This is a genomic window from Methanoregula sp., from assembly GCF_041663825.1.
Taxonomy (GTDB): domain Archaea; phylum Halobacteriota; class Methanomicrobia; order Methanomicrobiales; family Methanospirillaceae; genus Methanoregula.
The window spans coordinates 20,728-45,775 of sequence record NZ_JBAYLY010000027.1 but is presented as its reverse complement, the minus strand read 5'-3'; the positions used below and the strand labels follow the sequence as shown (position 1 = coordinate 45,775).

At 57.1% G+C, this 25,048-nt stretch carries 29 protein-coding genes and 1 tRNA gene; 25 read left to right on the top strand and 5 right to left on the bottom strand.

What is annotated here, in order from left to right:
* The first annotated feature begins 111 nt into the window (after positions 1 to 111).
* From WCX19_RS11445 to WCX19_RS11340, 22 genes are all read left to right on the top strand, one after another.
* Positions 112 to 573 carry a 30S ribosomal protein S13 gene (locus WCX19_RS11445; RefSeq protein ID WP_373008216.1) on the top strand — a complete coding sequence of 154 codons (462 nt, stop codon included), beginning with the start codon at positions 112 to 114 and terminating at the stop codon, positions 571 to 573.
* Between the two features lie 3 nt (positions 574 to 576).
* Positions 577 to 1,143: a 30S ribosomal protein S4 gene (locus WCX19_RS11440; protein WP_373008214.1), complete on the top strand. Its 567-nt coding sequence runs from the start codon at positions 577 to 579 to the stop codon at positions 1,141 to 1,143.
* Position 1,144: 1 nt separating this feature from the next.
* Positions 1,145 to 1,543 (top strand): 30S ribosomal protein S11, encoded by a 399-nt coding sequence (locus tag WCX19_RS11435; RefSeq protein ID WP_373008212.1) that lies wholly within the window; start codon positions 1,145 to 1,147, stop codon positions 1,541 to 1,543.
* A complete protein-coding gene (locus WCX19_RS11430) occupies positions 1,543 to 2,373 on the top strand; it encodes a DNA-directed RNA polymerase subunit D (protein ID WP_373008210.1) in 831 nt (276 codons plus the stop codon). The genes WCX19_RS11435 and WCX19_RS11430 overlap by 1 nt, the downstream gene beginning before the upstream one ends.
* Positions 2,370 to 2,735: a 50S ribosomal protein L18e gene (locus WCX19_RS11425; protein ID WP_373008209.1), complete on the top strand. Its 366-nt coding sequence runs from the start codon at positions 2,370 to 2,372 to the stop codon at positions 2,733 to 2,735. The genes WCX19_RS11430 and WCX19_RS11425 overlap by 4 nt, the downstream gene beginning before the upstream one ends.
* A gap of 8 nt (positions 2,736 to 2,743) precedes the next feature.
* Positions 2,744 to 3,172, top strand: a complete 429-nt coding sequence (locus WCX19_RS11420; RefSeq protein WP_373008207.1) for a 50S ribosomal protein L13 — start codon at positions 2,744 to 2,746, stop codon at positions 3,170 to 3,172.
* Between the two features lie 10 nt (positions 3,173 to 3,182).
* Positions 3,183 to 3,584: a 30S ribosomal protein S9 gene (locus tag WCX19_RS11415; RefSeq protein ID WP_373008205.1), complete on the top strand. Its 402-nt coding sequence runs from the start codon at positions 3,183 to 3,185 to the stop codon at positions 3,582 to 3,584.
* A 28-nt stretch (positions 3,585 to 3,612) separates the two neighbouring features.
* On the top strand, positions 3,613 to 3,801 hold the full coding sequence (locus tag WCX19_RS11410) for a DNA-directed RNA polymerase subunit N (RefSeq protein ID WP_292427079.1): 189 nt from the start codon (positions 3,613 to 3,615) through the stop codon (positions 3,799 to 3,801).
* Between the two features lie 15 nt (positions 3,802 to 3,816).
* Positions 3,817 to 3,891: transfer RNA gene (locus WCX19_RS11405), tRNA-Pro, on the top strand.
* Between the two features lie 42 nt (positions 3,892 to 3,933).
* Positions 3,934 to 4,107: a DNA-directed RNA polymerase subunit K gene (locus WCX19_RS11400; RefSeq protein ID WP_373008203.1), complete on the top strand. Its 174-nt coding sequence runs from the start codon at positions 3,934 to 3,936 to the stop codon at positions 4,105 to 4,107.
* 13 nt (positions 4,108 to 4,120) lie between these two features.
* Entirely contained in the window at positions 4,121 to 5,308 is a 1,188-nt protein-coding gene (gene eno, locus WCX19_RS11395) for a phosphopyruvate hydratase (RefSeq protein ID WP_373008202.1), read from the top strand.
* Complete coding sequence (gene rpsB, locus WCX19_RS11390; protein WP_373008200.1) at positions 5,305 to 5,916, top strand: 30S ribosomal protein S2; 612 nt, start codon at positions 5,305 to 5,307, stop codon at positions 5,914 to 5,916. The genes eno and rpsB overlap by 4 nt, the downstream gene beginning before the upstream one ends.
* 69 nt (positions 5,917 to 5,985) lie before the next feature.
* On the top strand, positions 5,986 to 6,777 hold the full coding sequence (gene amrB / locus WCX19_RS11385; protein ID WP_373008198.1) for an AmmeMemoRadiSam system protein B: 792 nt from the start codon (positions 5,986 to 5,988) through the stop codon (positions 6,775 to 6,777).
* Between the two features lies 1 nt (position 6,778).
* Positions 6,779 to 7,648, top strand: a complete 870-nt coding sequence (mvk, locus tag WCX19_RS11380) for a mevalonate kinase (RefSeq protein WP_373008196.1) — start codon at positions 6,779 to 6,781, stop codon at positions 7,646 to 7,648.
* Entirely contained in the window at positions 7,641 to 8,396 is a 756-nt protein-coding gene (locus tag WCX19_RS11375; protein ID WP_373008194.1) for an isopentenyl phosphate kinase, read from the top strand. The genes mvk and WCX19_RS11375 overlap by 8 nt, the downstream gene beginning before the upstream one ends.
* A 5-nt stretch (positions 8,397 to 8,401) precedes the next feature.
* Positions 8,402 to 9,481 carry a type 2 isopentenyl-diphosphate Delta-isomerase gene (fni, locus tag WCX19_RS11370; RefSeq protein ID WP_373008192.1) on the top strand — a complete coding sequence of 360 codons (1,080 nt, stop codon included), beginning with the start codon at positions 8,402 to 8,404 and terminating at the stop codon, positions 9,479 to 9,481.
* Positions 9,482 to 9,564: 83 nt separating this feature from the next.
* A complete protein-coding gene (locus tag WCX19_RS11365) occupies positions 9,565 to 10,902 on the top strand; it encodes an RNase J family beta-CASP ribonuclease (protein WP_373008190.1) in 1,338 nt (445 codons plus the stop codon).
* Between the two features lie 15 nt (positions 10,903 to 10,917).
* Positions 10,918 to 11,883: a polyprenyl synthetase family protein gene (locus WCX19_RS11360; RefSeq protein ID WP_373008188.1), complete on the top strand. Its 966-nt coding sequence runs from the start codon at positions 10,918 to 10,920 to the stop codon at positions 11,881 to 11,883.
* A gap of 1 nt (position 11,884) precedes the next feature.
* On the top strand, positions 11,885 to 13,579 hold the full coding sequence (locus WCX19_RS11355; RefSeq protein WP_373008186.1) for a glutamate--tRNA ligase: 1,695 nt from the start codon (positions 11,885 to 11,887) through the stop codon (positions 13,577 to 13,579).
* 195 nt (positions 13,580 to 13,774) lie between these two features.
* A complete protein-coding gene (locus WCX19_RS11350; protein ID WP_373008184.1) occupies positions 13,775 to 14,311 on the top strand; it encodes a GNAT family N-acetyltransferase in 537 nt (178 codons plus the stop codon).
* A 70-nt stretch (positions 14,312 to 14,381) separates the two neighbouring features.
* On the top strand, positions 14,382 to 15,632 hold the full coding sequence (locus WCX19_RS11345) for a DNA methyltransferase (RefSeq protein ID WP_373008182.1): 1,251 nt from the start codon (positions 14,382 to 14,384) through the stop codon (positions 15,630 to 15,632).
* A 129-nt stretch (positions 15,633 to 15,761) separates the two neighbouring features.
* On the top strand, positions 15,762 to 17,417 hold the full coding sequence (locus WCX19_RS11340) for an ABC1 kinase family protein (protein WP_373008180.1): 1,656 nt from the start codon (positions 15,762 to 15,764) through the stop codon (positions 17,415 to 17,417).
* Positions 17,418 to 17,443: 26 nt separating this feature from the next.
* Here WCX19_RS11340 and WCX19_RS11335 read toward each other — a convergent pair whose 3' ends face one another.
* From WCX19_RS11335 to cofG, 4 genes are all read right to left on the bottom strand, one after another.
* A complete protein-coding gene (locus WCX19_RS11335; RefSeq protein WP_373008178.1) occupies positions 17,444 to 17,950 on the bottom strand; it encodes a DNA-deoxyinosine glycosylase in 507 nt (168 codons plus the stop codon).
* Between the two features lie 29 nt (positions 17,951 to 17,979).
* The gene (locus WCX19_RS11330; protein ID WP_373008176.1) at positions 17,980 to 18,261 is read right to left on the bottom strand and encodes a ferredoxin-thioredoxin reductase catalytic domain-containing protein; all 282 of its coding nucleotides are present in this window, start codon (positions 18,259 to 18,261) and stop codon (positions 17,980 to 17,982) included.
* A 69-nt stretch (positions 18,262 to 18,330) separates the two neighbouring features.
* On the bottom strand, positions 18,331 to 19,104 hold the full coding sequence (purC, locus tag WCX19_RS11325; RefSeq protein ID WP_373008174.1) for a phosphoribosylaminoimidazolesuccinocarboxamide synthase: 774 nt from the start codon (positions 19,102 to 19,104) through the stop codon (positions 18,331 to 18,333).
* The gene (gene cofG / locus WCX19_RS11320; RefSeq protein WP_373008172.1) at positions 19,101 to 20,090 is read right to left on the bottom strand and encodes a 7,8-didemethyl-8-hydroxy-5-deazariboflavin synthase CofG; all 990 of its coding nucleotides are present in this window, start codon (positions 20,088 to 20,090) and stop codon (positions 19,101 to 19,103) included. The genes purC and cofG overlap by 4 nt, the downstream gene beginning before the upstream one ends.
* A gap of 141 nt (positions 20,091 to 20,231) precedes the next feature.
* Between cofG and WCX19_RS11315 the strand changes: the two genes are divergently transcribed.
* The gene (locus tag WCX19_RS11315; RefSeq protein WP_373008170.1) at positions 20,232 to 21,287 is read left to right on the top strand and encodes an ATP-binding protein; all 1,056 of its coding nucleotides are present in this window, start codon (positions 20,232 to 20,234) and stop codon (positions 21,285 to 21,287) included.
* Positions 21,288 to 21,327: 40 nt separating this feature from the next.
* Here the strand turns inward: WCX19_RS11315 and WCX19_RS11310 are convergent, their stop codons facing one another.
* Entirely contained in the window at positions 21,328 to 21,807 is a 480-nt protein-coding gene (locus WCX19_RS11310) for a GyrI-like domain-containing protein (protein ID WP_373008168.1), read from the bottom strand.
* A 110-nt stretch (positions 21,808 to 21,917) separates the two neighbouring features.
* On the opposite strand from WCX19_RS11310, the gene cofC reads away from it, so the two are divergent.
* Positions 21,918 to 22,565: a 2-phospho-L-lactate guanylyltransferase gene (gene cofC, locus WCX19_RS11305; protein ID WP_373008166.1), complete on the top strand. Its 648-nt coding sequence runs from the start codon at positions 21,918 to 21,920 to the stop codon at positions 22,563 to 22,565.
* Between the two features lie 658 nt (positions 22,566 to 23,223).
* On the top strand, positions 23,224 to 25,014 hold the full coding sequence (locus tag WCX19_RS11300) for an MFS transporter (RefSeq protein ID WP_373008164.1): 1,791 nt from the start codon (positions 23,224 to 23,226) through the stop codon (positions 25,012 to 25,014).
* Positions 25,015 to 25,048: the final 34 nt, after the last annotated feature.

Below are 25,048 nucleotides of genomic sequence, written 5' to 3'. Positions count from 1 at the left end.
GCCAAGCCTGGTATGGCGCAGGTTTGCTAAACCTGTGTCCCCTTGGGACTCGAGGGTTCAAATCCCTCCCTCAGCGCTTCAAAGAGACAATCTCAAAATCGAGGGGATTGGATGGCACAGGAACAAGAAATAAAATACTTTGTACGGATTGGCACAACCGATCTGGATGGCACGAAGTCGGTGCGGGTAGCACTGACCGGCATCACTGGTGTCGGCAGGCATACCGCTATGGTAATCTCCCGCATGGCCGAAGTTGACGAGTACGCAAAGCTCGGCCTCATGGACGAAGTGTCAGTCAATCGGATCCGAGCCGCAGTTGAGAAATACTCCGGGAACATCCCGATGTGGATGGCAAACCGGCCCAAGGACCTCTACACCGGTGAGACCAAGCATCTCGTTGGCGGTGACGTTGCGCTCGCTCGCGACGAAGACGTCAACACGATGCGGAAGATCCGCTGCTACAAGGGCATCCGGCACGAAACCGGCCAGAAAGTCCGCGGGCAGCGCACCAAGTCAACCGGCAGGACCGGTATGACGGTCGGTGTCAAGAAGACCAAGGAAGGAGGCCAGTAAGCCATGGGATACCCAGGGAAGAACCACAAGTCTTACCAGACGCCGAAAAGGCCGTGGGAGAAGACCCGGATCGAGGAAGAGACCCGGCTTGTCATCGAATACGGCCTGCGCAACAAGCGCGAGGTCTGGAAGGCACAGAGCCACTTAAGGAAGTACCGCAAGGCTGCCCGTGAACTGCTCGCTCTCATGTCTAACGCCGCCGATCAGGCGGTTTTTGACGCAAAAAAGACAGAGCTCATCAGCCACATGCAGCGTGTCGGCCTTCTCGGTCCTGATGCGGACGTCGATGACGTTCTCGCGCTCAAGGTCCCGGCCCATCTCGAACGCCGGCTCCAGACCCTTGTCTACCGGAAAGGACTTGCCCGCTCACCGAAGCAGGCACGCCAGCTCGTCACGCACGGCCATATCGCAATCGCCGGCCGGCGTGTCACCATCCCGGGATACCTTGTACACCGTGGTGAAGAGAACGATATCGCCTACTACGGCAAGTCGCCGTTCGTGGATGCCTCTCACGCAGAGCGCACCCGGATCACCAAGCCTGCCGGTGCTGCAGGTTCAGGAGTGAACTAAGATGGCGGCAAACGACAAGGAAAAGTGGGGCATCGCACACATCTTTGCCTCATTTAACAACACGATTATCACCGTCACTGACCTCTCCGGTGCAGAGACCATCACCAAGAGCAGCGGTGGCATGGTCGTCAAGCAGGACCGGAACGAGAGTTCCCCGTACGCGGCCATGCAGATGGCCTCGAACGTCGCCGCCATTGCCCGCGAAAAGGGCATCGTCGGTGTCCATGTGAAGGTGCGTGCACCCGGCCAGGCGAAACAGCGCAGCCCCGGCCCCGGTGCACAGGCAGCAATCCGTGCGCTTGCCCGGGCTGGCATGCGTATCGGACGGATCGAAGACGTCACACCAGTCCCGCACGACTCATGCCGTCCAAAGGGTGGCAGACGGGGAAGGAGAGTGTGATGGAGATCGAATTCGCGAGTCTGGACGACAACCTAGCACGATTCACGCTCTCAGGAGCGAAGCCCGGCTTTGCAAACTCGTTTCGGCGGGCAATGATCGGCGAGGTGCCGACTCTTGCCATCGAGGACGTGCGCATCTACGACAACACGAGCGCACTTTTCGACGAAATGCTGGCGCACCGCTTAGGGCTTATACCCATCAGGACCGATCTCTCCAGTTATTCGACTCAGGAAGAATGTACATGCGGAGGGGCAGGCTGCCCGTCATGCACGTCAACCTACACGCTCAGTGTTGAGGGCCCCCGGCTGGTCACTTCAAGCGACCTCATCCCGCAGGACCCCAAGGCTGCACCCGTGTACGATAACATCCCCATCGTGAAGCTCACGAAGGGACAGAAACTGGTTATCGAAGCGCGTGCCGTCCTCAACAAGGGCAAAGTACACGCAAAATGGCAGCCGACCCTCGTGTGCGGGTACAAGAACCACCCGGAAATCACGATCAATGCAGTCTGCGACGCGTGTGGGAACTGCGTGGACGAATGCCCCCGCAGCATCCTTGCCGTCAAAGGCAAGAAGGTCGAGGTTATCGACGGCAAGCTTCCCAGCTGCTCCATGTGCAAGCTCTGTGAAAAGGCCTGCATTGCGAGCGGTATCGGGGACGAGCCCGCGATCAAAATTACCGCCTCACCCGACCGGTATATTTTCGTGGTTGAGGGCGACGGGTCGCTACCAACAAAAGAGATCATGGTCCAGGCGCTTTCCTTCATAAAAGGGCAGGCAAACGAGCTGGAGATACAGACAAGCGAACTTTCAGGGGAGGAAAAGAAATGACACGACTAGTGGAGAAGACGAACCCCCGTCTTACCAACCTCATCTTACTCTTAAAGAACACGTCACGAGAGAATGAGGCAAAGATCTGGCGCGAAATTGCAGGCAGGCTGGAGACCCCCAACCGGAATTACGCCGAGGTCAACCTGTCCAAGATCAACCGCTACGCCCACAACGGCGAGACAATTCTCGTCCCGGGAAAGGTACTGGGCAGCGGCATGCTGGAGCAGTCCGTGAAGATTGCAGCGCTGAATTTTTCCGAATCAGCAACGAGTAAGATCAGGGACGCAAACGGGCAGTGCATGACGATCGAGCAACTCTTAAAGGACAACCCCAAGGGAAGCGGTGTCCGGATCCTGAGGTGAACTAGACTATGGTTACCGTAATCAATGGAGACGGGCTCATCCTTGGCAGGCTTGCAAGCATTACAGCACAGCGTGCTCTTGCCGGTGAAGAGATCGCGATCGTGAACGTCGAGAAGACCATCATCTCCGGCAGTCGCGCACGCGTTCTTGCCAACTACTACCACAAGCGTGTCCGCGGCGCCTCCGGTGACCGCTGGGGACCGTTCGTCCCGCGCCGGCCGGATCATCTCATGAAGCGGACTATCCGTGGTATGCTCCCCTACAAGCGCCCCCGTGGCGTCGATGCGTTCAAGCGCATTAAATGCTACGTCGGTGTCCCGGTCGAGTTTGCCAGCGCAAAGATGGAAGTTCCTGAGGAAGTCCACATGGACCGGCTCCACAACCCGCAGTTTATCACGCTTGCAGCGGTCTGCACGGCCCTCGGAGCCAAGTTCTAAGGTGGTCACCATGGCAAAGATCATAAACACAAGCGGAAAACGCAAGACGGCAATCGCACGGGCGACAATAAAGGCCGGGAAAGGCGTGATCCGGGTCAACTCCGTGCCGTTAGAGAAGTACGGCACCGAGACCACCCGGATGAAGATCGCCGAGCCGCTCCTCCTTGTCCCCAGCGCGACGAGCGAAATTGACGTGACCATCGACGTCTCCGGCGGCGGGGTCATGGGACAGGCCGAGGCAGTGCGCACAGCGCTCGCCCGGGGTATCTTAGAGTGGACAAACGATCCCGCGATAAAGGATATCTACCTGGCATACGACAGAACACTCCTTGTAAACGATTCACGGCAGAAAGAATCCAAGAAACCACACGGCCGTGGCGCACGCAAGAAGTTCCAAAAGTCTTATCGTTAAACAACCAATATATGAGAGGTCAAAAATCTTGATACCCGTACGATGTTTCACCTGTGGAAAACCAATTTCCACAGCGTGGGAAGAATTTAAGGCGCGGCGGGAGAAAGGCGAGGATCCTAAAAAGATCCTCGACGATCTCGGTATCACCCGATACTGCTGCCGGCGTATGCTTCTGACTCATAAAGAGATCATCGATGAGCTCAACCCGTACCAGTAACTGACATAAGAGCGCGGGGTCGTAGGGTAGCCTGGTCTATCCTATTGCGTTCGGGACGCAGTGACCTGAGTTCAAATCTCAGCGACCCCATTTTCCAATTGTATACAATGGAACAATTTTCGAGGACAAGGAATGCAGACGCAGGTTTACACCCGGTATGAACGGGCGAGGATTATTGGAGCAAGGGCTCTGCAGATATCAATGGGTGCTCCCTTACTTATCACTACTTCCCGTATCGATCCCCTTGAGATCGCTATAGAGGAATTCAACGCGAACAATATCCCCATTACCGTAAAGAGAAAGTGAGAGGAATGGCTTTATGACGATCATTGAGGCAATCGAGCTGCGGACGATCCTTGACAGCCGGGGAAACCCGACCGTCGAAGCCGAGATCTCCACAGCTGGCGGTTTTGGCCGGTCGGCAGCGCCGAGCGGCGCAAGCACCGGTGCGGCAGAAGCAAAAGTCCTGCCCCCGAGGGAGGCCATCGACAACGCCATCCAGAACCTGATCCCTGCCCTTATCGGGATGGACGCGGCCGACCAGGAGTGTTTTGACGCCCAGCTCCGTGATATCGACGGAACGGCCGATTTCTCCGGGATCGGAGCAAACGTGGCAGTTGCACTCTCCCTTGCAAATGCAAAGGCCGCCGCGTCGGCGCTCGGCCTCCCGCTCTTCAGGTACCTGGGCGGGGCGTTTGTCAATGAGATGCCGCTCCCGCTCGGTAACGTTATCGGCGGCGGTGCGCACGCGGCAAACGCGACCGAGATCCAGGAATTCCTGATTGTCCCCGGGGGCGCGGCGGATGTCGAGGAGGCAGTCTTCGCGAACGCCGCCGTCCACAAGACCGTCAAGGATCTCCTGAAGAAAAAGGGAATTGCCGCCGGCAAGGGTGATGAGGGTGCATGGGCACCGCAGATTGACGATGCCCTCGCATTTGAGCTCATTGCCGAGGCAACCGGACGTGTGGCCGACGAGATGAATGTCTCGGTCGATATGGGTATCGATGTTGCATCGAGCCAGATGTGGAACGGCACGGGATACAAGTACCGCGACCGCGTCCGCTCGACCGAGGACCAGATCGCGTATATCGCCGAGATCGTCGACAAATACAACCTTGTCTATGTCGAAGATCCTCTCCATGAAGACGACTTCGATGCGTTTGCAGAACTCAACCGCCAGGTTGGCGACCGGTGCCTGGTGTGCGGGGACGACCTCTTTGTTACCCAGGTCGACCGTATCGAGAAGGGCATCGAGACCGGTTCTGCAAACTGCGTCCTCATCAAGCCAAACCAGGTCGGGACATTATCCGACACTTTCGAGGCCATTCGCCTTGCTCATGCCCATGGTCTGGACACGGTGATGAGTCACCGGTCCGGCGAGACCACGGATACCACCATTACACACCTCGCCACTGCGTTTTCCTGCGTATTCTTAAAATGCGGAGTGGTGGGCGGCGAACGCATTGCCAAATTAAACGAACTCATTCGCATAGAGGAACAATTATGACCCCAGTAAACGAGATGGAAATCGAATTAAAGGAACCGCTCGTCCCCGTCGAGGAGTACCTGGCGGCCGGTATCCACATCGGCACCCAGCAGAAAAGCGAGGACATGAAGAAGTTCATCTACCGCGTCCGCGGCGATGGGCTCTATATCCTTGATATCCGCGAGACAGACGCCCGGATCAAGACCGTTGCAAAATTCTTAAACCAGTACGAGGCACCCGATGTCCTCGTCGTCACCTCCCGGCAGTACGGCCAGTACCCGGCAAAGAAGTTTGCCGACACTATCGGCGCGATGTCCGCAACCGGCCGGTTCATCCCGGGCCTTCTGACAAACCCGGTGCTTGACGGCTATATCGAGCCGAAGGTCATTGTCGTGACTGACCCGATCGGCGACGCACAGGTCATTAACGAGGCCGTCCAGTGCGGTATCCCGGTGGTCGCGCTCTGCGACACGAACAACATGACCCGGTTCGTCGATCTCGTGATCCCGACAAACAACAAGGGCCGGAAAGCGCTCTCGATGGTATACTTCCTCATGAGCCGTGAAATGCTCCGCCTGCGCGGGATATCGACGGCACTTACCCTGGAAGATTTCGAATCCGAGATCTGATGCGATCCCCGTCGATCCCCTTTTTGGATCGATCGTTACATATAACAGTACGACCAGAGGGTTGATCCGATGAAGACGCGTTCATGCGCAGTTGCAGGCATGTTCTATCCCAAGGATCCCTCCCATCTCGGGCAGCTGCTGGAAAGTTTCTTTTCCAGAACCGCCCCCCCGGAAGGGAATTCCCTGGGAATTGTCTGCCCGCATGCCGGGTACGTCTATTCCGGGCAGATCGCTGCCCACGCGTTTTCCACCATCACCCCTGATTTTTCCGGTACGTTTGTTGTGATCGGTCCATCCCATCACGGGTATCTCACCAGCGTCTCTGCGATCCCGTGGGAGACCCCTCTCGGGATTGTCGATACCGACACGGAGTTTATCGGGGCGCTGGATATCGGGATCGATGAGGCCTCTCACGTGGAGGAGCACTCGATCGAGGTGCAGATGCCGTTTATCAAGTACCGGTTCCCGAGATCAAAGGTCGTGCCCGTGATGATGGGGGAGCAGGATCCCGCCCATGCAGCGGCCGTCACGGAAAAGATTGTCGCTGCAGTACGGCTGACAAAACGGGATGTACGGATCATCGCGTCCAGCGATTTCTCGCATTACGTGCCCGAGGCACAGGCAAAGGATGGCGATCTCTACGCGATCGATGCGCTGACAACGCTTGACGTGAAGGAATTCTACCGGCGGATCCGGGAAAAAAGGGTCACGGCCTGCGGGTACGGCCCGATCAGCACCATGGTATCCTCCTGCATGTGCATGGGAGCACGGGCAGGGCGTTTGATCCGCTACGGGACCAGCGGCGATGTTTCGGGCGACCATAACCAGGTCGTGGGGTACGCAGCCATTGCGGTGATGTAGGTTGGCAACGTGGAGTGCGCCGGGCAAGGTATTTCTGTTCGGCGAGCATGCCGTGGTGTACGGAAAGCCCGGCATTGCCATGGCAATCAAGCCCCGTGTCTTTGTGACGGTCAGGAAGACCCGGCGCCCCCAGCGGGCAAAATCCCCCTATATCGACGGGTGCTTTGACGCAATGGGCGTCATCGGAAGTGTGTACATCAACTCGCAGATCCCCAGTTCATCCGGCCTCGGGTCATCTGCGGCGGTAACCGTCGCAACGCTGTCGGCCATAAACGATGAGTTTAGCGTCGGCAAAAGCCGGGAAGATATTGCAAACATGGCATTTGAGATCGAAAAAACGGTGCAGAAAGGGCGGGCGAGCCCCACGGATACGACGGTTTCCGCATTCGGGGGGATCGTGCTTATCACCGGCGGATCGCGCCGGCGCCTCCCTCCCCAGAGCCTGCATCTGGTGATCGGCGATTCGATGGTATCGCACAGTACGTCAAAGATGGTCGAGCAGGTAGCGGACCTCAAAAAGAGCAATCCGAAGATTGTCGACCCGATCCTGGACGCGATAGAGGGAGTGAGCTTAGCTGCCATCCACCACCTGAGTAACCCGAAGGAACTGGGCAGGTACATGAACATGAACCACGCGCTGCTTGATGCGCTGGGCGTCGGGAACCCGCAGCTCTCCCGGCTTGTGCTCGCTGCCCGTTCGGCCGGGGCGTTTGGTGCAAAGATCACAGGTGCCGGCGGCGGGGGCTGCATGGTTGCACTCTGCGCAAAGCCGATCCTGCACCGTGTTGCCCACGCGATCCAGGCCTGCGATGCACGGGCGATCGTGACTGGTATCGATACCGAGGGAGTACGGAAGGAGAAAAATGTCTGATCTTATCATCCTCAAGCTGGGTGGCAGCGTGATCACGGACAAGGGTACTGACTGTACCGTCAACCGGGCAGCGCTTGCCGGGATTGCAGCGGCCATTGCCGGGGCACACGCGGCCCGGATTGTCGTTGTGCACGGCGCCGGTTCCTGCGGGCATCCCGAGGCCCACCGGTATCACCTGGACAAGGGTGCAACGGCCGGCGAGACCGATGGGATCTATGTCACCCACCGTGCCGTCAGCGCCTTAAACGAGGCGGTTGTCAGCGCTCTGCGGGAAGCAGGCGTGCCGGCGCTTGGCGTCCACCCGCTTCACACAGGAGTCGCTGACAATGGCAGGCTTGTCATGTTCGAGAGCAGACACCTCGAACAGATGCTCGCACTCGGGATGGTCCCTGTGATCCACGGCGACGTGGTGATGGACCTTTCACGCGGAGCCTGCATCGTATCGGGCGACCAGCTCGTGCGGTATCTCGCGGTTGCACTGAAGTGTACCCGCGTGGGACTCGCCACCGATGTACCGGGAGTGCTGGATGGGGGACGCGTTGTTCCGGAGATTACTCCGAAATCAGCGCACACCCTCCAGATCGGCAACTCGTCACATACCGATGTAACCGGTGGAATGAAAGGGAAAATTGACGAACTGCTCGGGCTTGCCAGGGAAGGCATCGGGGCAGATATATTCCAGGTCTCGCGCCTTGGGGATTTCCTTGCCGGAAACGACCATGGCGGGACAAAAGTAAGGGGAGAGTAAGGGGTATGGCCGATAAGAAACGGTTCACGTCATCGCGCAAGCTCGACCACCTGCGCATCTGCGCGGAAAAGGCAGTCGAGTCCGGTGACACAGGGTTTGGGGATGTCAGGCTGGTTCATAATGCGCTGCCGGAATGTGACATGCGCTCGATCGACCTGTCCACCCGGTTTCTGGGCCACACCCTCTCGTCCCCCCTCTTTATCTCGGCAATGACCGGTGGTCACCCGGGAACAAAAGAGACAAATGCCCGCCTTGCCCGGATAGCCGAACGATTCGGCCTCGGGATGGGTGTCGGCTCTCAAAGAGCAGCGCTAGAGAATCCCAAACTTGCGGATACATTTTCGGTGGTTCGCGATGAGGCGCCTCATGCGTTTCTTGTCGCGAACCTCGGCGCCGTTCAGCTCCGCGATCACGGGACGGAGTGGGCCAGAGAGGCCGTGGAGATGATCGGGGCGGATGCGATCGCGATCCACCTCAATTTCCTGCAGGAGGCCATTCAGCCGGAAGGCGATCATAATGCAACCGGCTGTCTTGCGGCGATAACGGAACTCTGTGCAGAGACGAAGACCCCGGTGATCGTAAAGGAGACCGGGTGCGGGATCTCCCGTGAGGTCGCCCGCCAGTGCTGGGGTGCAGGTGCCCGGGCCATCGATATCGGCGGTTGGGGTGGAACCTCGTGGGCAGCGGTCGAAAGCGTCCGCGCCGGTGAGAGCAGGAATGCACAGGACCGGCCTCTCAAATCGCTTGGCGAGGATTTTGCAGACTGGGGTATCCCTATGGTCGTGAGCCTTGCTGAAGTTGTCGGTACCGGAAGCCCGGTCATTGCATCGGGCGGTATAAGGACGGGTATTGACTTGGCAAAGAGCCTTGCACTCGGTGCTGATCTCTGCGGTATGGCGCTTCCGCTCTTAAAGCCGGCGCTTGAAAGTGACGAGGCGCTTGCCGACCGCATCGGGACGATCCACCGGGAACTGGTGGGTTCGATGTTCCTGTGCGGCACGTCACGGATTGCCGATCTGCGCGCGGCCCGTCTCTATATAACAGGGAAGACCCGGCAGATGCTCAAAGGGGCTAAAACCGCATAATCCCGGAAACGATCTCGAAAGGGAAAACAACAGCAGGTTTTTACCAGAAATGCCTGCATGAAGAAGAAATCAGGAGAAAAAACATGGATATAGAAATTATTGCAGTGGGCGGATACAACGAGGTCGGGCGAAATATGACCGCTGTCCGCTGCGGAAAAGAAATTGTCATTTTTGACATGGGACTCCGCCTGGACCAGATGATGATCCACGAGGATGCAGAACTAGAGAATATGCATTCCCTCGACCTGATCAAGATCGGGGCGATACCTGACGATACGATGATGAACTCGGTCGAGGGGACCGTAAAAGCGATCGTCTGCTCCCACGGGCATCTCGACCATATCGGGGCGATCCCGAAACTCGCGCACCGGTACAATGCGCCGATCATTGCCGCGCCCTACGCGGCGGAGCTGATCCGTCAGCAGATCTCGGGCGAACAGAAGTTCGGGGTCAACAACAAGATCTTCCCGCTTAAACCCGGGCAGCGGTACACGATCTCGCAGCACTTGGTGCTCGAATTTGTCCGGACCCAGCACTCGATCATCGATACCGTGACGCCAGTGCTCCACACCCCCCACGGTGCGATTGTCTACGCCTGCGATTTCAAGCTCGACCGGACCCCGGTCATCGGCGAACCCCCGGACTTTGCCCGGTTCCGCCAGATCGGAAAGGAAGGCGTGCTCGCCCTTATCGTGGAGAGCACGTATATCGACCGGCCCGGCCGGTGCCCGAGCGAGCGGACCGCACGGGACCTTGTCCGGGATGTCATGACCAGTTACGAGGACGATAAGAATGCCATGGTCGTCTCGACCTTTTCGTCCCATATCGCACGGGTCAAGACGATTGCAGAGTGTGCGCACGAGATCGGCCGCAAGCCGGTGCTTCTCGGCCGCTCGATGGAGAAGTACTCGGTCACGGCCGAGCAGATGAAACTCGTCTCGTTCCCCCAGGACACGAGCGTTTTTGGGAACCGGCGGACGGTCGACCGGACCCTGCGCCGGATGATGAAGGCAGGAAAAGAGAAGTTCCTCCCCATCATCACCGGCCACCAGGGAGAACCGGGATCCATCCTGACCCGGATTGCCCTTGGCGACACCCCGTACCAGCTTGCAAAGGGCGACAAGGTGCTCTTCTCAGCGAATGTGATCCCGAACCCGATGAACTTCGGGCAGCGGTACATGGTCGAGGCGCACCTGAAGATGGCCGGCGCCCGGCTCTTTGAGGATCTCCACGTAAGCGGGCACGCATTCCGCGAGGATCACTACGAGTTTGTCAGCCTCTTGAACCCGCAGCATATCATCCCGGCCCACGGGAACGTCAGGATGACTGCTTCATACGCGGAGTTTACCGGGGAGCTTGGGTACACGCTGGGTAACGATGTGCATATCATGCAGAATGGCCAGCGGCTCAAGTTAAATTAAAACAGAGGAATCACGATGTCGGAACTTTCACCGTACCTGAAATCGGTTGCACACCAGATTGACGGCATGATTGACAAGAATTTCAATCATGCACCCGGGGAACTTGACAAGGCGTCTGCTCACCTGCTCAATGCGGGCGGGAAACGCCTCCGGCCCGCGGTGGTTATGCTCTCGGCAGAAGCGGTAAGACACGGGAGTTCCACCGATATTATGCCCGCAGCGCTCGCGCTCGAAGTGACTCATACGTTCACCCTCATCCATGACGATATCATGGACGGTGACTCGCTGCGGCGCGGGGTGCCCACGGTCCATACGAAGTGGGACATGCCGACCGGGATCCTTGCAGGAGATGTCCTGTACGCCCGGGCGTTTGAGTTCATCAGCCAGGCAAAGGCCGGCGATGCAGCAAAGGTGCGGGCGACCGCGCTCCTTGCCCGCGCCTGTGCCGATATCTGCGAAGGCCAGCACATGGACATGTCCTTTGAGCACCGGACCGATGTGACCGAAGAAGAGTACATGAAGATGGTCGAGATGAAGACCGGCGTGCTCTACGCGGCGGCAGCGGCCATTGGCGGCACCCTTGCCGGCGGCAGTGAAGAGCAGGTGAAGTCTCTTTACCAGTTCGGTCTCAATACCGGCATCGCGTTCCAGATCCAGGACGATCTCATCGATCTCCTGACACCCCCCGAGCAGAGCGGTAAGGATCAGGGTTCCGACCTTCGGGAAGGCAAGCAGACGCTTATCATGATTACCGCCCGGAAAAAAGGTGTCGATCTCCTGAAATACCGGCGCGAGCTCTCGCCTGCCGATATTAAAGCCGCGATTAAGGAGCTCACCGATTCAGGCGTCATTGACGCGGTAAAAAAGAAGGCAGCCGGGCTTGTCGCGGACAGCAACCGGCTGCTCATGGTGCTCCCGGCATCAAAGGAACGTCAGCTTCTCATGGATGTCGGCGAATTTTTTGTGACACGGAGCTTCTAGGATGGCAGGGGACGAGATCAAGTCCGCCCTGTTTTTGTGCGCACTCCAGAATGCCGTAAAGCATGGCGGCGTGCCGCAGGCAGGGGCGGTGATGGGGATGGTGATGGGTGCGCACCCCGAGATGCGCAAACAGGCAAAGGAAGTGGCCGCTGCCGCAAAGGAAGCGATTGCCGATGTGGCCGCGCTCTCGCCCGAGGAACGGGTGACAAAACTCCAGTCCCTTTCCCCCGAGATGTTTGCTGCGCTCCACGAGAAGCACGAGCACAAGAAGGTGCTCCCCGAACTTGAAGGCGCAGAACACGGCGTGGTCATGCGGTTTGCGCCAAACCCCTCGGGACCACTCCATATCGGGCACGCCCGGGCGGCAGCGCTCAACGACGCCTACGTGAAGCAGTACGGCGGGCGGTACATCCTCCGTATCGAGGACACCGACCCAAAAAGGGTCGACCCCGAAGCCTACGAGATGGTTAAAGAGGACATCAAGTGGCTGGGTCTCGGGATCACCGAGACGGTCACCCAGAGCGAGCGGTTCCCTCTCTATTACGATCTCTGCAAACAGCTCATCGAGCGCGGCGGGGCATACGTCTGCACATGCGAGAACGAGCATTTCAAGGCGCTCAAGGACAAGAAGATGGCCTGCCCCTGCCGCGACCAGTCCGTTGAGACGGCACTATCCCTCTGGGAGAAGATGCTTGACGGCGGGTTTAAAGAGGGCGAGGTCTCGGTCCGGGTCAAGACCGATCTTCTTCATCCTGACCCGGCGATGCGTGACTACCCGATCTTCCGGATCCTTGACGCCCCGCGTCATCCGAAAGTGGGGGATGCCCGGGTCTACCCGCTCATGAACTTCTCGGTCGTTGCTGACGACCACCTGCTTGGTGTTACGCATGTGATCCGGGGAAAAGATCATATCGCAAACACCCGGCGCCAGCGCTACATTTACGACCATTTCGGCTGGAAGGTGCCGGTATACCGTCACTACGGCCGGATGGGGATCGAAGGTGTCGTGCTCTCCACGTCCCAGATGCATCTTGGGATAAACGAGGGAAAGTACACCTGCTGGGACGACATCCACCTTGGCACGCTCCGGGCGCTTGCCCGGCGGGGAATCAGCCCCGACGCGGTGAAGAATGCGATGATTGCGATAGGCATCGGCGACGTGGACATCTCATTCTCGTGGGACAACCTGTACGCGGAGAACAAGAAGCTTATCGACCCGGTTGCAAACCGGTACTTCTTTGTCCCGGACCCGGTCACTGCCTCCGTGGAAGGTGCCCCGCGCCGCATGGCGCATGCGATGCTCCATCCCGGCGATGCGTCGAAAGGGAACCGGGAACTCCCGTTTGAAGGGACCGCCCTGCTGCCGAAAAGCGAGATCGTGCCGGGTGCAGCGATGGTGCGCCTGAAGGATCTCTTTAACGTGAAGATCGCGTGGGACGGGGAGACACCATCGTTCTCCTACGGCGGGGATTCGCTTGCCGATGCCCGCGCAGCAAAAGCGCACATCATCCAGTGGCTGCCGGCAGAGCAGGCCCTGCCCTGCACGCTCCTTACAATGGATGGCGAGAAAAAGGGCGTGTGCGAACCTGCCGTGGCAAAAGAACCGGGAAAGGTTGTCCAGTTTGAGCGGATCGGGTTTGTCCGGATCGATACGGTCAATGAATCCGGCGTCCTCGCGTATTTCACGCACACGTAATTTTTTTTAAAAGAGAAATCCCGGAGAAAATCCACAACCGGGCTTTATAATTATCTCCGAGCCTGTCGGGTGTAAAAACCAAAACAGCGTCTTGGTAGAAGGTCTTCCCGTTGACGGACCGGATTTTTTTGGTATGGATTTCCGACAGAGCTCCCGATCCACTCCTTCTTGTACTTGGGCATCCTATAGATCTGGATGGATTCTTTTTTTATCCGCTCTGAAATCCCTGCAGATATCCCCGCCATATTTGACGTTAATCTCCAGGCATTCGGCCAGGATGGCGAAGCCCGGCTTGTCCGCGCCCTCCGGAATGACGGGGACTATATCCCCGATCTCTCTCTCGTTGCCGTGTATAATGACAAGATTATCGGGCATATTTTCTTTGCCCCGATATCGATTGATTCTGAAGATGCCCACGTACCTGCTGTTGCCCTTGCACCGCTTTCCGTATGCCTGGAACACCAGTGCCAGGGTGTTGGATCGATCCTTGTCGAGGAAGGGCTCAAAGCCTGCCGGCAGCTGGGGCACCGGATTGTTATCGTCGTCGGGCACCCTACCTATTACCCCCGGTTCGGGTTCACCACGGCACCGACACTCGGGATCAATGCGCCGTTTCCCTGCAGGAATGAGGTGTTCATGGTCTGCCCCCTTGTTCCCGGGGCGCTTGACGGCATCCATGGCACCGTTCGGTATCCCCCGGCGTTCGAAGCGGAAGGGGCACACGCCGGTTAATCTTTCTTGTCATTGTCGTAAAAATATGAAAGAACAGAGCATATTACCCGGCCTCACCCAACGTTTTAGTATGGAGGTACCATTGACGACACCCGACCGGGACGGCAAAAATCTCGACAGGTACCTGAAGATGTTTTCAGGTCCGGCCGGTCAGGCAACTATTGTGGATACGGTAGAAAACGGCATGGCCTCTCTGCCCCGATACATTAACGAGTTCTGGACGTCCCGCCAGCGTCAGGCTTCATCCCTCCAAGAGATCTCCTATCGCGCCTGCTTCAAGCCGCAGCTGCCCCGGTTTTTTATTGATCTCCTGACACGGACAGGTGATGTCGTGTATGATCCCTTCAGCGGACGGGGAACGACTGCGATCGAGGCCGGGCTTCGCGGCCGTCAGGTGATCGCAAACGACGCAAACCCGCTCTCCCGGATCCTTGCCGAACCACGGTTCTTCCCGCCAACCGCAGAGGAGGTTGCTGCACGGCTCGCGGCCATCCCCTGCGATGGCGACCGGGCAGATCTCGATCTCTCTATGTTCTATCATCCCGATACCGAACGCGAGATCGTCGCCCTGCGCCGTTACCTCCTGGGAAAAAAAGAGGATGGCACTGCCGACGCAGTTGATCGCTGGATCGGGATGGTGGCGACCAACCGGCTGACCGGGCACTCAAACGGGTTTTTCTCGGTATACACTCTTCCTCCCAACCAGGCAGTATCCCAAAAAAGCCAGGAACGGATCAACCTCAAACGTCATCAGGTGCCGGAATACCGGGATACCCACAAGCTCATCCTGCGCAAAACAAAGAGCCTGATTTCCGACGTGTCCTCTGCTGAAAGGGCAATCCTGAACCGCGCCGGTGCAGGTGCCCGTTTTTTTACCGGCGACGCCCGGGCGACACCCGGGATTGTATCCAATACGGTACAACTTACTGTTACGTCGCCACCGTTTCTGGATATCGTCCAGTACCGGGAGGACAACTGGCTCCGTTGCTGGTTCTGCGGTCTTGACGGGGACGCCATCAGCCACAGCATCACAATGTCACGAACGGTTGCGGGGTGGGAAGCGGTGATGGGGGCGGTATTCCGGGAACTGTTCCGGATCACCGCCCCTGGGGGTTACGTTGCATTCGAGGTGGGTGAGGTGCGGAAAAAGACCGTCCGGCTTGAAGAACATGTTGTCCCTCTTGGTCTGGCGGCCGGGTTTACCTGTGAGGGTATCATCATAAACCAACAGGTCTTTTCAAAAACCTCCAATATATGGGGGATAGGAAATAACGAGTCCGGTACCAACACGAACCGGATTGTGGTCTTTTCCAGGACTTAAGTGAGTGTAACTCATTTTTTGCAGTATCAACTGTCTTCAGTCGTTTTGCGGCTCATATTTCCTGCACAGGTGGGTCGATAGTGATCAGAAAAAGCCAGAGTTAAGTATCCCCAGTGCCAAACTATATCCATGGTCACCCGTATCCGGCGGTATGCGCAGATCATCGATATTCTGTGGAAGTACGGTTTTGGTATTGCATTGGAGAAGGCATTCCCGAGCAAGGTACGGTTCCGTCTTCCGGGAACAGAACACGCACCGGATCAGTCCACCACGTACGAGAGGGTGCGGCTTGCCCTCGAAGAACTCGGGCCCACGTTTGTGAAGTTCGGGCAGATCATGAGTACGAGGACGGAGATGTTCCCCCCGGAACTGATCGCGGAGCTAAAAAAACTCCAGGATCACGCAAAACCGCTGCCGTTCTCCGAAGTTCTCGGGGTGCTCCACGAGACCTGCCCGAACCTGGAAGAGTGGTTCGCGGAGATCGATGAGTCCCCGGTTGCATCAGCCTCGATCGGGCAGGTTCACCGGGCCGTCCTCCGTGACGGAACCGTCGTGGCTGTCAAGGTCCAGCGCCCCGGGATCCCGGAACAGATCGAGAACGATCTGGCCATCCTTATGTCCATGGCAGAGAGGATCGAGGCGGTCTTCCCTGAGAGCCGGATGTACAACCCGTCCGGTCTCGTGCAGGATTTTGCGACCCAGATAAGAAAGGAACTTGATTTCACCCGCGACGGCAGGAATATGGAGCGGATGGCCCGCAACTTCCGGGACGTGCCCGGGATCCACTTCCCGAAAGTCTACTGGGAATTTACCTCCACCCATCTTCTTGTCATGGAATTTGTCCGGGGTGTCAGGGTCGACAATGTTGATGCGATCCTGGCGCAGGGCAGCAACCCTCACGATATTGCAGTCCGGGGTTTCAACGCGTACCTGAAGATGATCTTCGAGGACGGGTTCTTCCATGGCGACCCCCACCCGGGGAACCTCCTTGTATCCGATACCGGGGACCTGGTGTTCCTGGACTTTGGTATTGTCGGGGTGTTGCGGCCGGAGAAAAAGCAGATCTTTATCAACCTGCTCTTTGCCCTGACAACCGACGATGTCGATATGATTCTCAAGGCGCTTGAGGGCTTTGGGATCGTTGTTGCCGAGGAGAACCGTGAGGCGCTGAGAGACGACCTCTATATCATGATGCACGATTTCGGCGGCGGGGACGAGATCCTCCAGTTCAATTTCGGCCTCATGATAAACGAGCTCACAGAAGTGATGCGTCGGTACAACCTCAAGGTGCCCATGAGCCTGATGCTCCTGTTAAAAACGCTCGTGATGGTCCTGGATGTTGCCGTCCGGCTCGACCCGAAATTCAGTTTCGGCTCTGAAATCACTCCCTACCTGCGGAAACTTTCCGATTCAAATGTCCTCTCGGCCGCATACGCAAAACGGGCCACGAACTCCCTTTTAGAAGCGGTGGATGCTGCATTTGACCTGCCGCGCAATGTCAATCTCATGTTAAAACGCCTCTCGACCGGGACGATCCGGCTTGAAGTGGTCGATACCGATTTAAAGAAACTCCAGATGGCGCTTGACCGGGCAAGCGACAAGATGATGATCGGCCTTGTGGTCGCGGCGCTCGTGGTAGGGTCGTCCCTGGTGCTGCAGGCCTCGCCAATTAGCATGCCAAAGGAAGTTATGTGGATCGCTATACTCGGGTACACCGCTGCGGTGCTCTGCGGGTTCTATGCGATCTACCACGTCATCTTCCTGAAACTGCGGCTTGAGCGGTAAGACCCGCAGTGATTATTTTCCCTTTTTTACGGGGTGTTCCATGTGCAGATGCATGCCCATTGCCGTGCTTTTTCTGCAAGTGACATGCGGGCATATGCAGGGCTTGTCGATGGCAGGATTGTACCGGGAACGTGAGGCATCATCCGGGCATAGTAACGGCCGGCAGTGTTCCCGTTGAGTGCAATACACCGGATCGTCGGGTGAGAAGCGAGAAATCCCCGTATATCGTTTGGAACCGGGTTCCTGATCGAGATATCCGCGCTTCCGTCACGCGCACAGGTAGCAAGGACGTCCCAGAGGGCGATCCGGTGCTCTACAAGCCGGGAGGTGCGGACGGTATAGGGCAGGATGCGGTCGATCCCAAAAATTATCTCAACAATTTTCCAGAACTGGTTCTGCGGGTTGCCATAATACTCGCCCTTAAGAAGCGACTGGCAACTGGGAAAACTGCCGAGAATGAGAACCTCCGGATCCGTACCGGCGATCGGTGCCAGACCGGGTGGCTCTCGCGGGTTGCGTACCGTCGTGGTCATACGGGGCGTGGTTAAAAAGGGGATTTCTTTTAGGGTTTTTTATAATAGAGCAGGCAGTGACAGTGCCCGTCTTTTGCAATCTCATCCTTGTGGTAGATGCACGGGCACTCGATGGCGCGGTCCTTTTCCTCGTCGCCGCTCCGCAGGCGGCAGGGGCAGTAGGGTCTCCCGAACTTGTCCTTGTTCCGGACCAGCCCCCGGATCACAATACTCAGGTGGTCTTCATCGGGGTTGAGTACCCATCCGTTCTTACGGGCGATCCCCTGAGCCCATTTGAGCATGTCCGCTTCAGCCTGCGTGTCCTGTGCCATGGTAGTCCGCCAAATGTTACGTGGTACGAATATTTTTTTTGGATATGTTATGTTTTGTGGAGGGATTTTTCACCGGGTCCGCTTTACGACTTTCTTTTTTGGTGCTGCTGCCTTCTTTTTTGCGGCACCGGCCTTTTGCGTTGTCGTGATCCGTGCGGCCACCCGGTTGTAGGTCGCCATCACGTCGCCCTTGTTGAACCGGTACACATCCTTATCGAGAGATTCACCAGTCTTTTTGTCCCAGAGGCGCATCGAATCCATGCTGATCTCGTCGCCAAGATAGATCGGTTTTCCCTGCCTGCCAAACTCCATCTTGAAGTCCACGAGTGTAATACCCTGTTTTGCGAGCAGACCCGAGAGGAGCGTATTGACCTTAAGCGCGATCGTTTTAATTTTCTTAAGTTCCGCCGGTGTTGCAATACTGAGCGCAATGATGAGATCGTCGTTGAGCATCGGGTCGTGCCGGGAATCATCCTTGTAGTCGATCACGATCACCGGTGGTTTTAACGGGGTGCCCTCTTTGAACGGGTAGTTCCTGACGATCGAGCCGGCCGCGAGGTTTCTCACGATCACTTCGAGCGGGATCATGGAGAGTTCGCGGACTGCCATCCTTTTCTCGTCAAGCATCTCCAGGAAATGCGTCTTTACGCCGTTCTTTTCGAGATAGGAAAAGACAAATGCGGAAACGCCGGCATTGTAACTGCCCTTGTTCATGAGTGTGTCTTTCTTGCCGCCGTCAAACGCGGTGATATCATCGCGGAACTCGACGATCAGTTCTCCTTTCACATCGGTACGGAAGACCGATTTGGCCTTGCCGGTATACAGGAGTTTTTTCTGCTTCACGGTTCCCTGCTCCCTGTGGTAATACGTTGATCGAGCCAGTTTATTAGGGGTTGCAGGCCGGGGTCATACCAGCCCATGCGGATAAACCTGGGGTAGATGCAGAGACGTTCATGCAGCGTCGTGTTACCGGCGATATTTTTGAGTTCCGCGATCGCCGGCCAGGGATGCTCCGGGTTCACGTAGTCGATGGTGACCGGGGATACGCCGCCGAGGTCGTCGACCCCGCACCCGATGAGCCGGGACGCGTCGATGAGGTTTGGGGCGATCTGGATTGCGATCTCCGCTGGCAGGATCCGGCGCGCCATACGGATCGTGTCTGCCACCTCTTTTGTCCCCGGCACCCGGAACGCGGCCATAGGGGTGCTGTCCTTCGGGCAGAAGTTCTGGAGGATAATCTCCTGGATGTGCCCGTACTTCCGGTGGATGTCCCGGATCGCGACAAGCGACTCCTCGCGGTCCGCCACGGTCTCGCCGATGCCAAGGAGCAGGCCGGTGGTAAACGGGATTTTGAGTTTTCCTGCGTCCTCCATCATGGCAAGGCGCACCTCCGGTTCCTTTCCCTTCGAGCCGTTGTGCGCCGGGATCCGTGCGGTGGTTTCGAGCATCAGGCCCATGCTCGCGTTAACCCTGCGGAGGCGTTTCATTTCGTCGCAGGCGAGGATGCCGGCATTCGTGTGCGGGAGGATCCCGTACTCAATGCTTAAGTGGCACATCGCCTCACAGTAATCGAGAATAGTATCGTAACCGGTTTTTTTGAGATACACGGAAAACCCGGGCTCTTCTTCCGGGTGCTCGCCAAAAGTAAAGAGCGCCTCAGTGCACCCGAACTCTTTTCCCCGCATAAGGATCCTCTCAACCTCGTCCGGCAGCATGACGCACCCATCCTGCACCGGGGTGCGGAATGAGCAGTACCCGCACCGGTTCCGGCAGACGCTGGTGAGCGGAAGAAAGACGTTTTTTGAGAAGGTGATCACCCGTGGCTCCATAAAGTACCGTTCTTTTTTGTACATGTTAAATTCTGGCGGCTGAAGTGGCGGGCAGTAAGCGTTGGTACTTCGTTGAATGGCCTTTATACGATCCGGAGGAATAGAATGATACTGGGAAACGAAAGCCCCTTGTGATACGGTATGATCCCTCTCATTGTTATCGATGCAAAGACAGACCGCTGTACCGCGCTCGGACGATACCTTACCGGTGCCGGTGCCTACCGTGTGATGGCCTCCGCATCACCTGAGGTGACCTTTAGCCGGAACCTGATTGAATCGCCGGCGGTTGTTATTGCTGTGCATGAAGTAGATCAGAACGGTCTTTTGTTTTTAAAGAAACTGCGGGAACGGGAGATCAATCTCCCGGTGATTATTCTTGCCGCAGCGTATGATCCGGACGTTTTCCGCGATGCTGTGGCAAACCGCGCGGAGTACCTGGTCATGGCAGGGCCCGGGGATTCATGGTACCCGGTACTCCTGCAGCTCATTGAGAAGGTATCGGCAATCCGGCGGTCAAAGGATGACGTTGCATTTCTCAACAAGAAACTCAACCTTGTGGGGAGTGTCACCCGCCATGATGTGCTCAACCAGCTTACGGCAGTCAGTGGCTATACCGAACTGCTGGAAATGGTCATCGAAGACCCTCAGCAGAAATCGTATATAGAAAAAGAGCGGTTTGCCCTGGATAAAATCCGTCGGCAGTTCCAGTTTGCAAAAGACTACCAGAACCTTGCGACAGAACCTCCAACATGGCAGATGCTTGCGTCCGTAATCCGCCGTGCGAACGATGCAGTTGCCTTACAGGGGGTTAAAATTGCGGAGACCTGCGGGAACGCCGCTGTATACGCCGACCTGATGCTTGAAAAGGCCGTGGCCCAGATGCTGGATAACGCGATCCGCCACGGCAAGAATGTCTCTTCTGTCAGCATCTCCGTTCATGACGATGAGAACGGCGCGGTGCTCATCGTTGAGGATAACGGCACGGGTATTCCTGCTGAAAACAAAGAGCGGATATTCGAGCGCGGGTTTGGCAAACATACTGGCTGGGGGCTCTTTCTGGTTCGCGAGATCCTTAAGATCACCGGCATGACAATTACTGAAACCGGGGAACCGGGGAAGGGCGCACGGTTCGAGATCCAGATCCCCGCTGAGGCGTACAGAAAAGAGGGTGCCGGTAAAACATCTTCGGCTCCCTGATTTTTCGCAAATAAACTCCGATCAGGAAACGGGAACCCACTCACACGTCCCGTATGCCCACGTAGATATCCACTTCGGGATTCTTCTTGTCGGTAAACCTGGCGTCGTATACTTCGAAGTCACACAGGTACGTACGGGGCATGTCGGATCCCCAGATCCCGGCCCAGACGCCGACCACTGCGTCCGGCATCGGTCCCTGTGCCCTGAAATGTGCATACGTCTGGGCCGGGATGTGCCGGGCCACAAGGCCTTTTGGGAGTTTATCCGCTTTTGTTACGCTGCAGCCGAGGAGGTACGAGTATTCCCCGGTCCAGTCAGTCTCATAATCAGAATAGATGGCGTACATTACCGTAGGCTTGGCCCGGTTGGGGGTACGTGCTACCGCTTTTGTCGAAAGATACTCCTGCCAGCAGGCAGGGATATCCTGAAGGCTCCGCCCGTCGGCATTACAGGTGCGCCGTTCGATCCCGACCGCGATCCGCTCCGGGATCTTCTCTACCGTGTACGGAAGATCGTCCATTACTTATTTTGTTTGCCGGTCACCCATGTTAAACCCTGTTTCTTTCGTGCTGCCATAAAAAAGAGAAATCAGTACCTTTTTTAAAATTGTCCTCCCAATGAGCGTATCACATGTGTCCCCATGCACTGATTCCCTTTAAGCCCGCGAGTCCCAAGAGCCGGCTTGCCGGGATACTTTCCCTCAAAGAACGTGAGGCGTTTGCCCGGGCAATGCTTGAGGACGTGATCGCTGCTGCAAAGGATGCGAACTGCAGCCCGGTGATCGTCGCAACCGAACTCTTCGATTCCGAGGACATCCAGATCACCATCCCCGATAAGGACTTAAGCGGCACCTTAAACGAGGTGCTTGAGCAATCGGTGGGGTCGATCCTGATCATCATGGCCGATCTCCCGCTTGCGACCGGCGCTGCCATAAAACGGGTGATCTCTAGCAAAAGCGACATGGCGATTGTACCCGGCCGGGGCGGGGGAACGAACGTGATCTTCCTCAAAGAACCGGCAAAGTACCATGTCGATTATTACGGGATGAGTTTCTTGAAGCACATGAAGATCGCAGAGGAAGCCGGGCTCTCCTGCGAAGTGATCGACTCGTTTGTGCTCCACACGGATATCGATGAGAAAGACGACCTCGTGGAACTCCTCACCCACGGGACCGGAAAGAGCAGGAAATACATCGAAGACCTGAACTTTTATCTCAGTGCGGAGAACGGGCGGGTCGGGGTGGAGCGTAAAAGCGGTGCGCCCACTCCCCCGGCCTGATTTTTTTCTTGACGAACGTGAGGGTGCCGCCCTCAGGGATCCGGATGGCCCTCTTCTTGGTACCGACACCGGTTCAAGCCTCACGAGAGCAGAGCAGGCTGCTGCAAAAGGGGCACTGGAACATCTGACACCCCCCTGAATTACCTCATAATTTCAGGGCCAAACGTGGGGGGGTCGTACCTTTTTTAGTGCGACCCCCCTGTTTTTCAGTATACTAATCCGGGACTGTTTACCAGATCCCGATCTGCTTTTTCGACCGGTTCCGATCCGGCCTACTTCTCCCATTTTACGAAGAAAAATCGACCCGGATCTAACTGAACCAGTGATCATCCGGCCCGTGAAAATTGCATGAGCCGGACACGAACGAAAAACTGGTACGACCCCCCCACTCACTTTTTTGATTTTTCATGCGTTTCCTGCAGCATTTTATGACGTGAAAATTAAGGTTTTTCCAACTCAAATCCGGTATGGTGCAAAGGGGGGGTCGTGCCATTTCCGGTACGACCCCCCCGGATTGGTGACACCGTATGGCTGATGAATGTCTGCCCTCCGTCATGACACTGTGCCCGGTGATACTATAGGCTAAAATGCATAGTGTTTCCTATAAATGAAGTAACGGAAGAAATACTCCTGAATATCCCATGATCCGGTGAAAATCTTGGACACACCAGCACAACCCGTACCCGTATCCCCCGCACCTGCCGGCGAACCGGCAGCCCCGGCCCATGATCCCGGTTACAAGTGGGTCGCGCTCTCGAACACGACCATTGCGACCTTTATGGCAACGGTCAACGGGAGTATTATCCTCATCTCCCTTCCCGCCATCTTCAACGGCATCAACATCGACCCGCTCACGTCCTTCCAGTACCTCCTCTGGATCCTGATGGGGTACGGGATAGTGACTGCCACCCTTCTCCTCAGTTTCGGGCGGCTCTCGGATATTTATGGCCGGGTCCGGCTCTACAACATCGGCTTTGCCATCTTCACGGCCGGTTCCATTCTCCTTTTCCTGACCCCCGATACCGGCGATGCCGGTGCTATCGAACTTATCATCTTCCGGCTCATCCAGGCGGTCGGCGCAGCGTTTATCTTCTCCAACAGTGCCGCAATCCTCACCGATGCATTCCCGCCCGATGAACGGGGCAAGGCGCTCGGCCTCAACTCGGTCGCGGCGCTCTCGGGCCAGTTTGTCGGTCTCATCATCGGCGGGATCCTTGCTGCATTCCACTGGCGGTATGTCTTTTTGATCAGCGTACCGTTCGGGGTGATCGGGACCATCTGGGCGTTTATGAAGCTCAAAGAGCCGGCCTACCCGAAACGGGCCCAGAAGATCGACATCTGGGGGAACCTCTCCTTTATCGGTGGCCTGACGCTCTTTCTGGTCGGCATCACCTACGCCCTGCTCCCGTACGGCAGCTCCCCCATGGGCTGGGAAGATCCGTGGGTCATCGCCGCGCTCGTGAGTGGTTTTCTGCTCCTTGTCGCATTCCCCGTTATTGAGACAAAGGTGAAGGACCCGATGTTCCGCATGGATCTCTTCAAGATCCGCAACTTTGCCTTCGGGAACGGGGCCGGCTTCCTCTCCGCTCTTGCCCGGGGAGGGGTGATGATCATCTTAATCATCCTGCTCCAGGGGGTCTGGCTGCCCCTGCACGGCTACAGTTTCGAGTCGACACCGTTCTGGGCCGGGGTCTACATGCTGCCGCTCACCATCGGCTTTGTGATCATGGGCCCGCTCTCGGGCATCATCTCCGACAAGTACGGCGCCCGGTGGATCAGTACGCTCGGGATGGTGCTCGTCGGGGTCTCGTTTTTGATCCTCGCCTTACTCCCCTACAACTTCGACTACCTGCCCTTCGCGCTCGCGCTCCTGATTATGGGGCTTGGGAACGGGATGTTCTCCTCGCCCAATGCGGCGGCGATCATGAACTCGGTGCCGGCTGAAGAGCGCGGTGTCTCCTCCGGCATGATGTCGACCCTGATGAACTCCGGGTTTGTCCTATCCATGGGGATGTTCTTTACGATCATCGTCGTGGGGCTTACGAGTGCGTTTCCCCCTGAGCTCTCGGCGGCATTGTCCGCTGCCAATGCGACGCAGCTCATCCCCGCGATGAGCGCGATCCCGCCGACCGGCGCACTTTTCGCAGCGTTCCTTGGTTACAACCCGGTCCAGATGATCCTTACCGGGCTCTCCCCGGCTTTGCTTGCCACGGTTGCGCCTGCGGCAATAACTACCATCACCGGCGGGATCTGGTTCCCGACGACACTCGCCGCGGCGTTCATGCCCTCGCTTGCCCTCTCGTTCTATATCGGGGCAGCCATCTCCTTTATCGCCGCCCTGCTCTGTGCGATGCGGGGCGATAAGTATGTCGAGGAGATTGACGGGGCCGGCCGGAGTGGCGGGAACAGTACCGATCCGCAACAGGTATCTGGCGGGGACAGAAAGTAAGGAATATTAAAAAAAGGTAAACCGGGAGGAATCG

Excerpts from the sequence above, each read along its gene's own strand:
- amrB (WP_373008198.1), top strand. The coding sequence starts at position 5,986 with ATGAAGACGCGTTCATGCGCAGTTGCAGGCATGTTCTATCCCAAGGAT.
- cofC (WP_373008166.1), top strand. The coding sequence starts at position 21,918 with ATGTGTCCCCATGCACTGATTCCCTTTAAGCCCGCGAGTCCCAAGAGC.
- WCX19_RS11360 (WP_373008188.1), top strand. The coding sequence starts at position 10,918 with ATGTCGGAACTTTCACCGTACCTGAAATCGGTTGCACACCAGATTGAC.
- rpsB (WP_373008200.1), top strand. The coding sequence starts at position 5,305 with ATGACCCCAGTAAACGAGATGGAAATCGAATTAAAGGAACCGCTCGTC.
- WCX19_RS11355 (WP_373008186.1), top strand. The coding sequence starts at position 11,885 with ATGGCAGGGGACGAGATCAAGTCCGCCCTGTTTTTGTGCGCACTCCAG.
- WCX19_RS11330 (WP_373008176.1), bottom strand. The coding sequence starts at position 18,261 with ATGGCACAGGACACGCAGGCTGAAGCGGACATGCTCAAATGGGCTCAG.
- WCX19_RS11445 (WP_373008216.1), top strand. The coding sequence starts at position 112 with ATGGCACAGGAACAAGAAATAAAATACTTTGTACGGATTGGCACAACC.
- WCX19_RS11430 (WP_373008210.1), top strand. The coding sequence starts at position 1,543 with ATGGAGATCGAATTCGCGAGTCTGGACGACAACCTAGCACGATTCACG.
- WCX19_RS11415 (WP_373008205.1), top strand. The coding sequence starts at position 3,183 with ATGGCAAAGATCATAAACACAAGCGGAAAACGCAAGACGGCAATCGCA.
- WCX19_RS11420 (WP_373008207.1), top strand. The coding sequence starts at position 2,744 with ATGGTTACCGTAATCAATGGAGACGGGCTCATCCTTGGCAGGCTTGCA.
- WCX19_RS11315 (WP_373008170.1), top strand. The coding sequence starts at position 20,232 with ATGATCCCTCTCATTGTTATCGATGCAAAGACAGACCGCTGTACCGCG.
- WCX19_RS11375 (WP_373008194.1), top strand. The coding sequence starts at position 7,641 with ATGTCTGATCTTATCATCCTCAAGCTGGGTGGCAGCGTGATCACGGAC.
- eno (WP_373008202.1), top strand. The coding sequence starts at position 4,121 with ATGACGATCATTGAGGCAATCGAGCTGCGGACGATCCTTGACAGCCGG.
- WCX19_RS11365 (WP_373008190.1), top strand. The coding sequence starts at position 9,565 with ATGGATATAGAAATTATTGCAGTGGGCGGATACAACGAGGTCGGGCGA.
- WCX19_RS11425 (WP_373008209.1), top strand. The coding sequence starts at position 2,370 with ATGACACGACTAGTGGAGAAGACGAACCCCCGTCTTACCAACCTCATC.
- WCX19_RS11310 (WP_373008168.1), bottom strand. The coding sequence starts at position 21,807 with ATGGACGATCTTCCGTACACGGTAGAGAAGATCCCGGAGCGGATCGCG.
- WCX19_RS11340 (WP_373008180.1), top strand. The coding sequence starts at position 15,762 with ATGGTCACCCGTATCCGGCGGTATGCGCAGATCATCGATATTCTGTGG.
- WCX19_RS11350 (WP_373008184.1), top strand. The coding sequence starts at position 13,775 with ATGGATTCTTTTTTTATCCGCTCTGAAATCCCTGCAGATATCCCCGCC.
- WCX19_RS11335 (WP_373008178.1), bottom strand. The coding sequence starts at position 17,950 with ATGACCACGACGGTACGCAACCCGCGAGAGCCACCCGGTCTGGCACCG.
- WCX19_RS11435 (WP_373008212.1), top strand. The coding sequence starts at position 1,145 with ATGGCGGCAAACGACAAGGAAAAGTGGGGCATCGCACACATCTTTGCC.
- fni (WP_373008192.1), top strand. The coding sequence starts at position 8,402 with ATGGCCGATAAGAAACGGTTCACGTCATCGCGCAAGCTCGACCACCTG.
- WCX19_RS11440 (WP_373008214.1), top strand. The coding sequence starts at position 577 with ATGGGATACCCAGGGAAGAACCACAAGTCTTACCAGACGCCGAAAAGG.
- WCX19_RS11345 (WP_373008182.1), top strand. The coding sequence starts at position 14,382 with ATGGAGGTACCATTGACGACACCCGACCGGGACGGCAAAAATCTCGAC.
- cofG (WP_373008172.1), bottom strand. The coding sequence starts at position 20,090 with ATGGAGCCACGGGTGATCACCTTCTCAAAAAACGTCTTTCTTCCGCTC.
- WCX19_RS11400 (WP_373008203.1), top strand. The coding sequence starts at position 3,934 with ATGCAGACGCAGGTTTACACCCGGTATGAACGGGCGAGGATTATTGGA.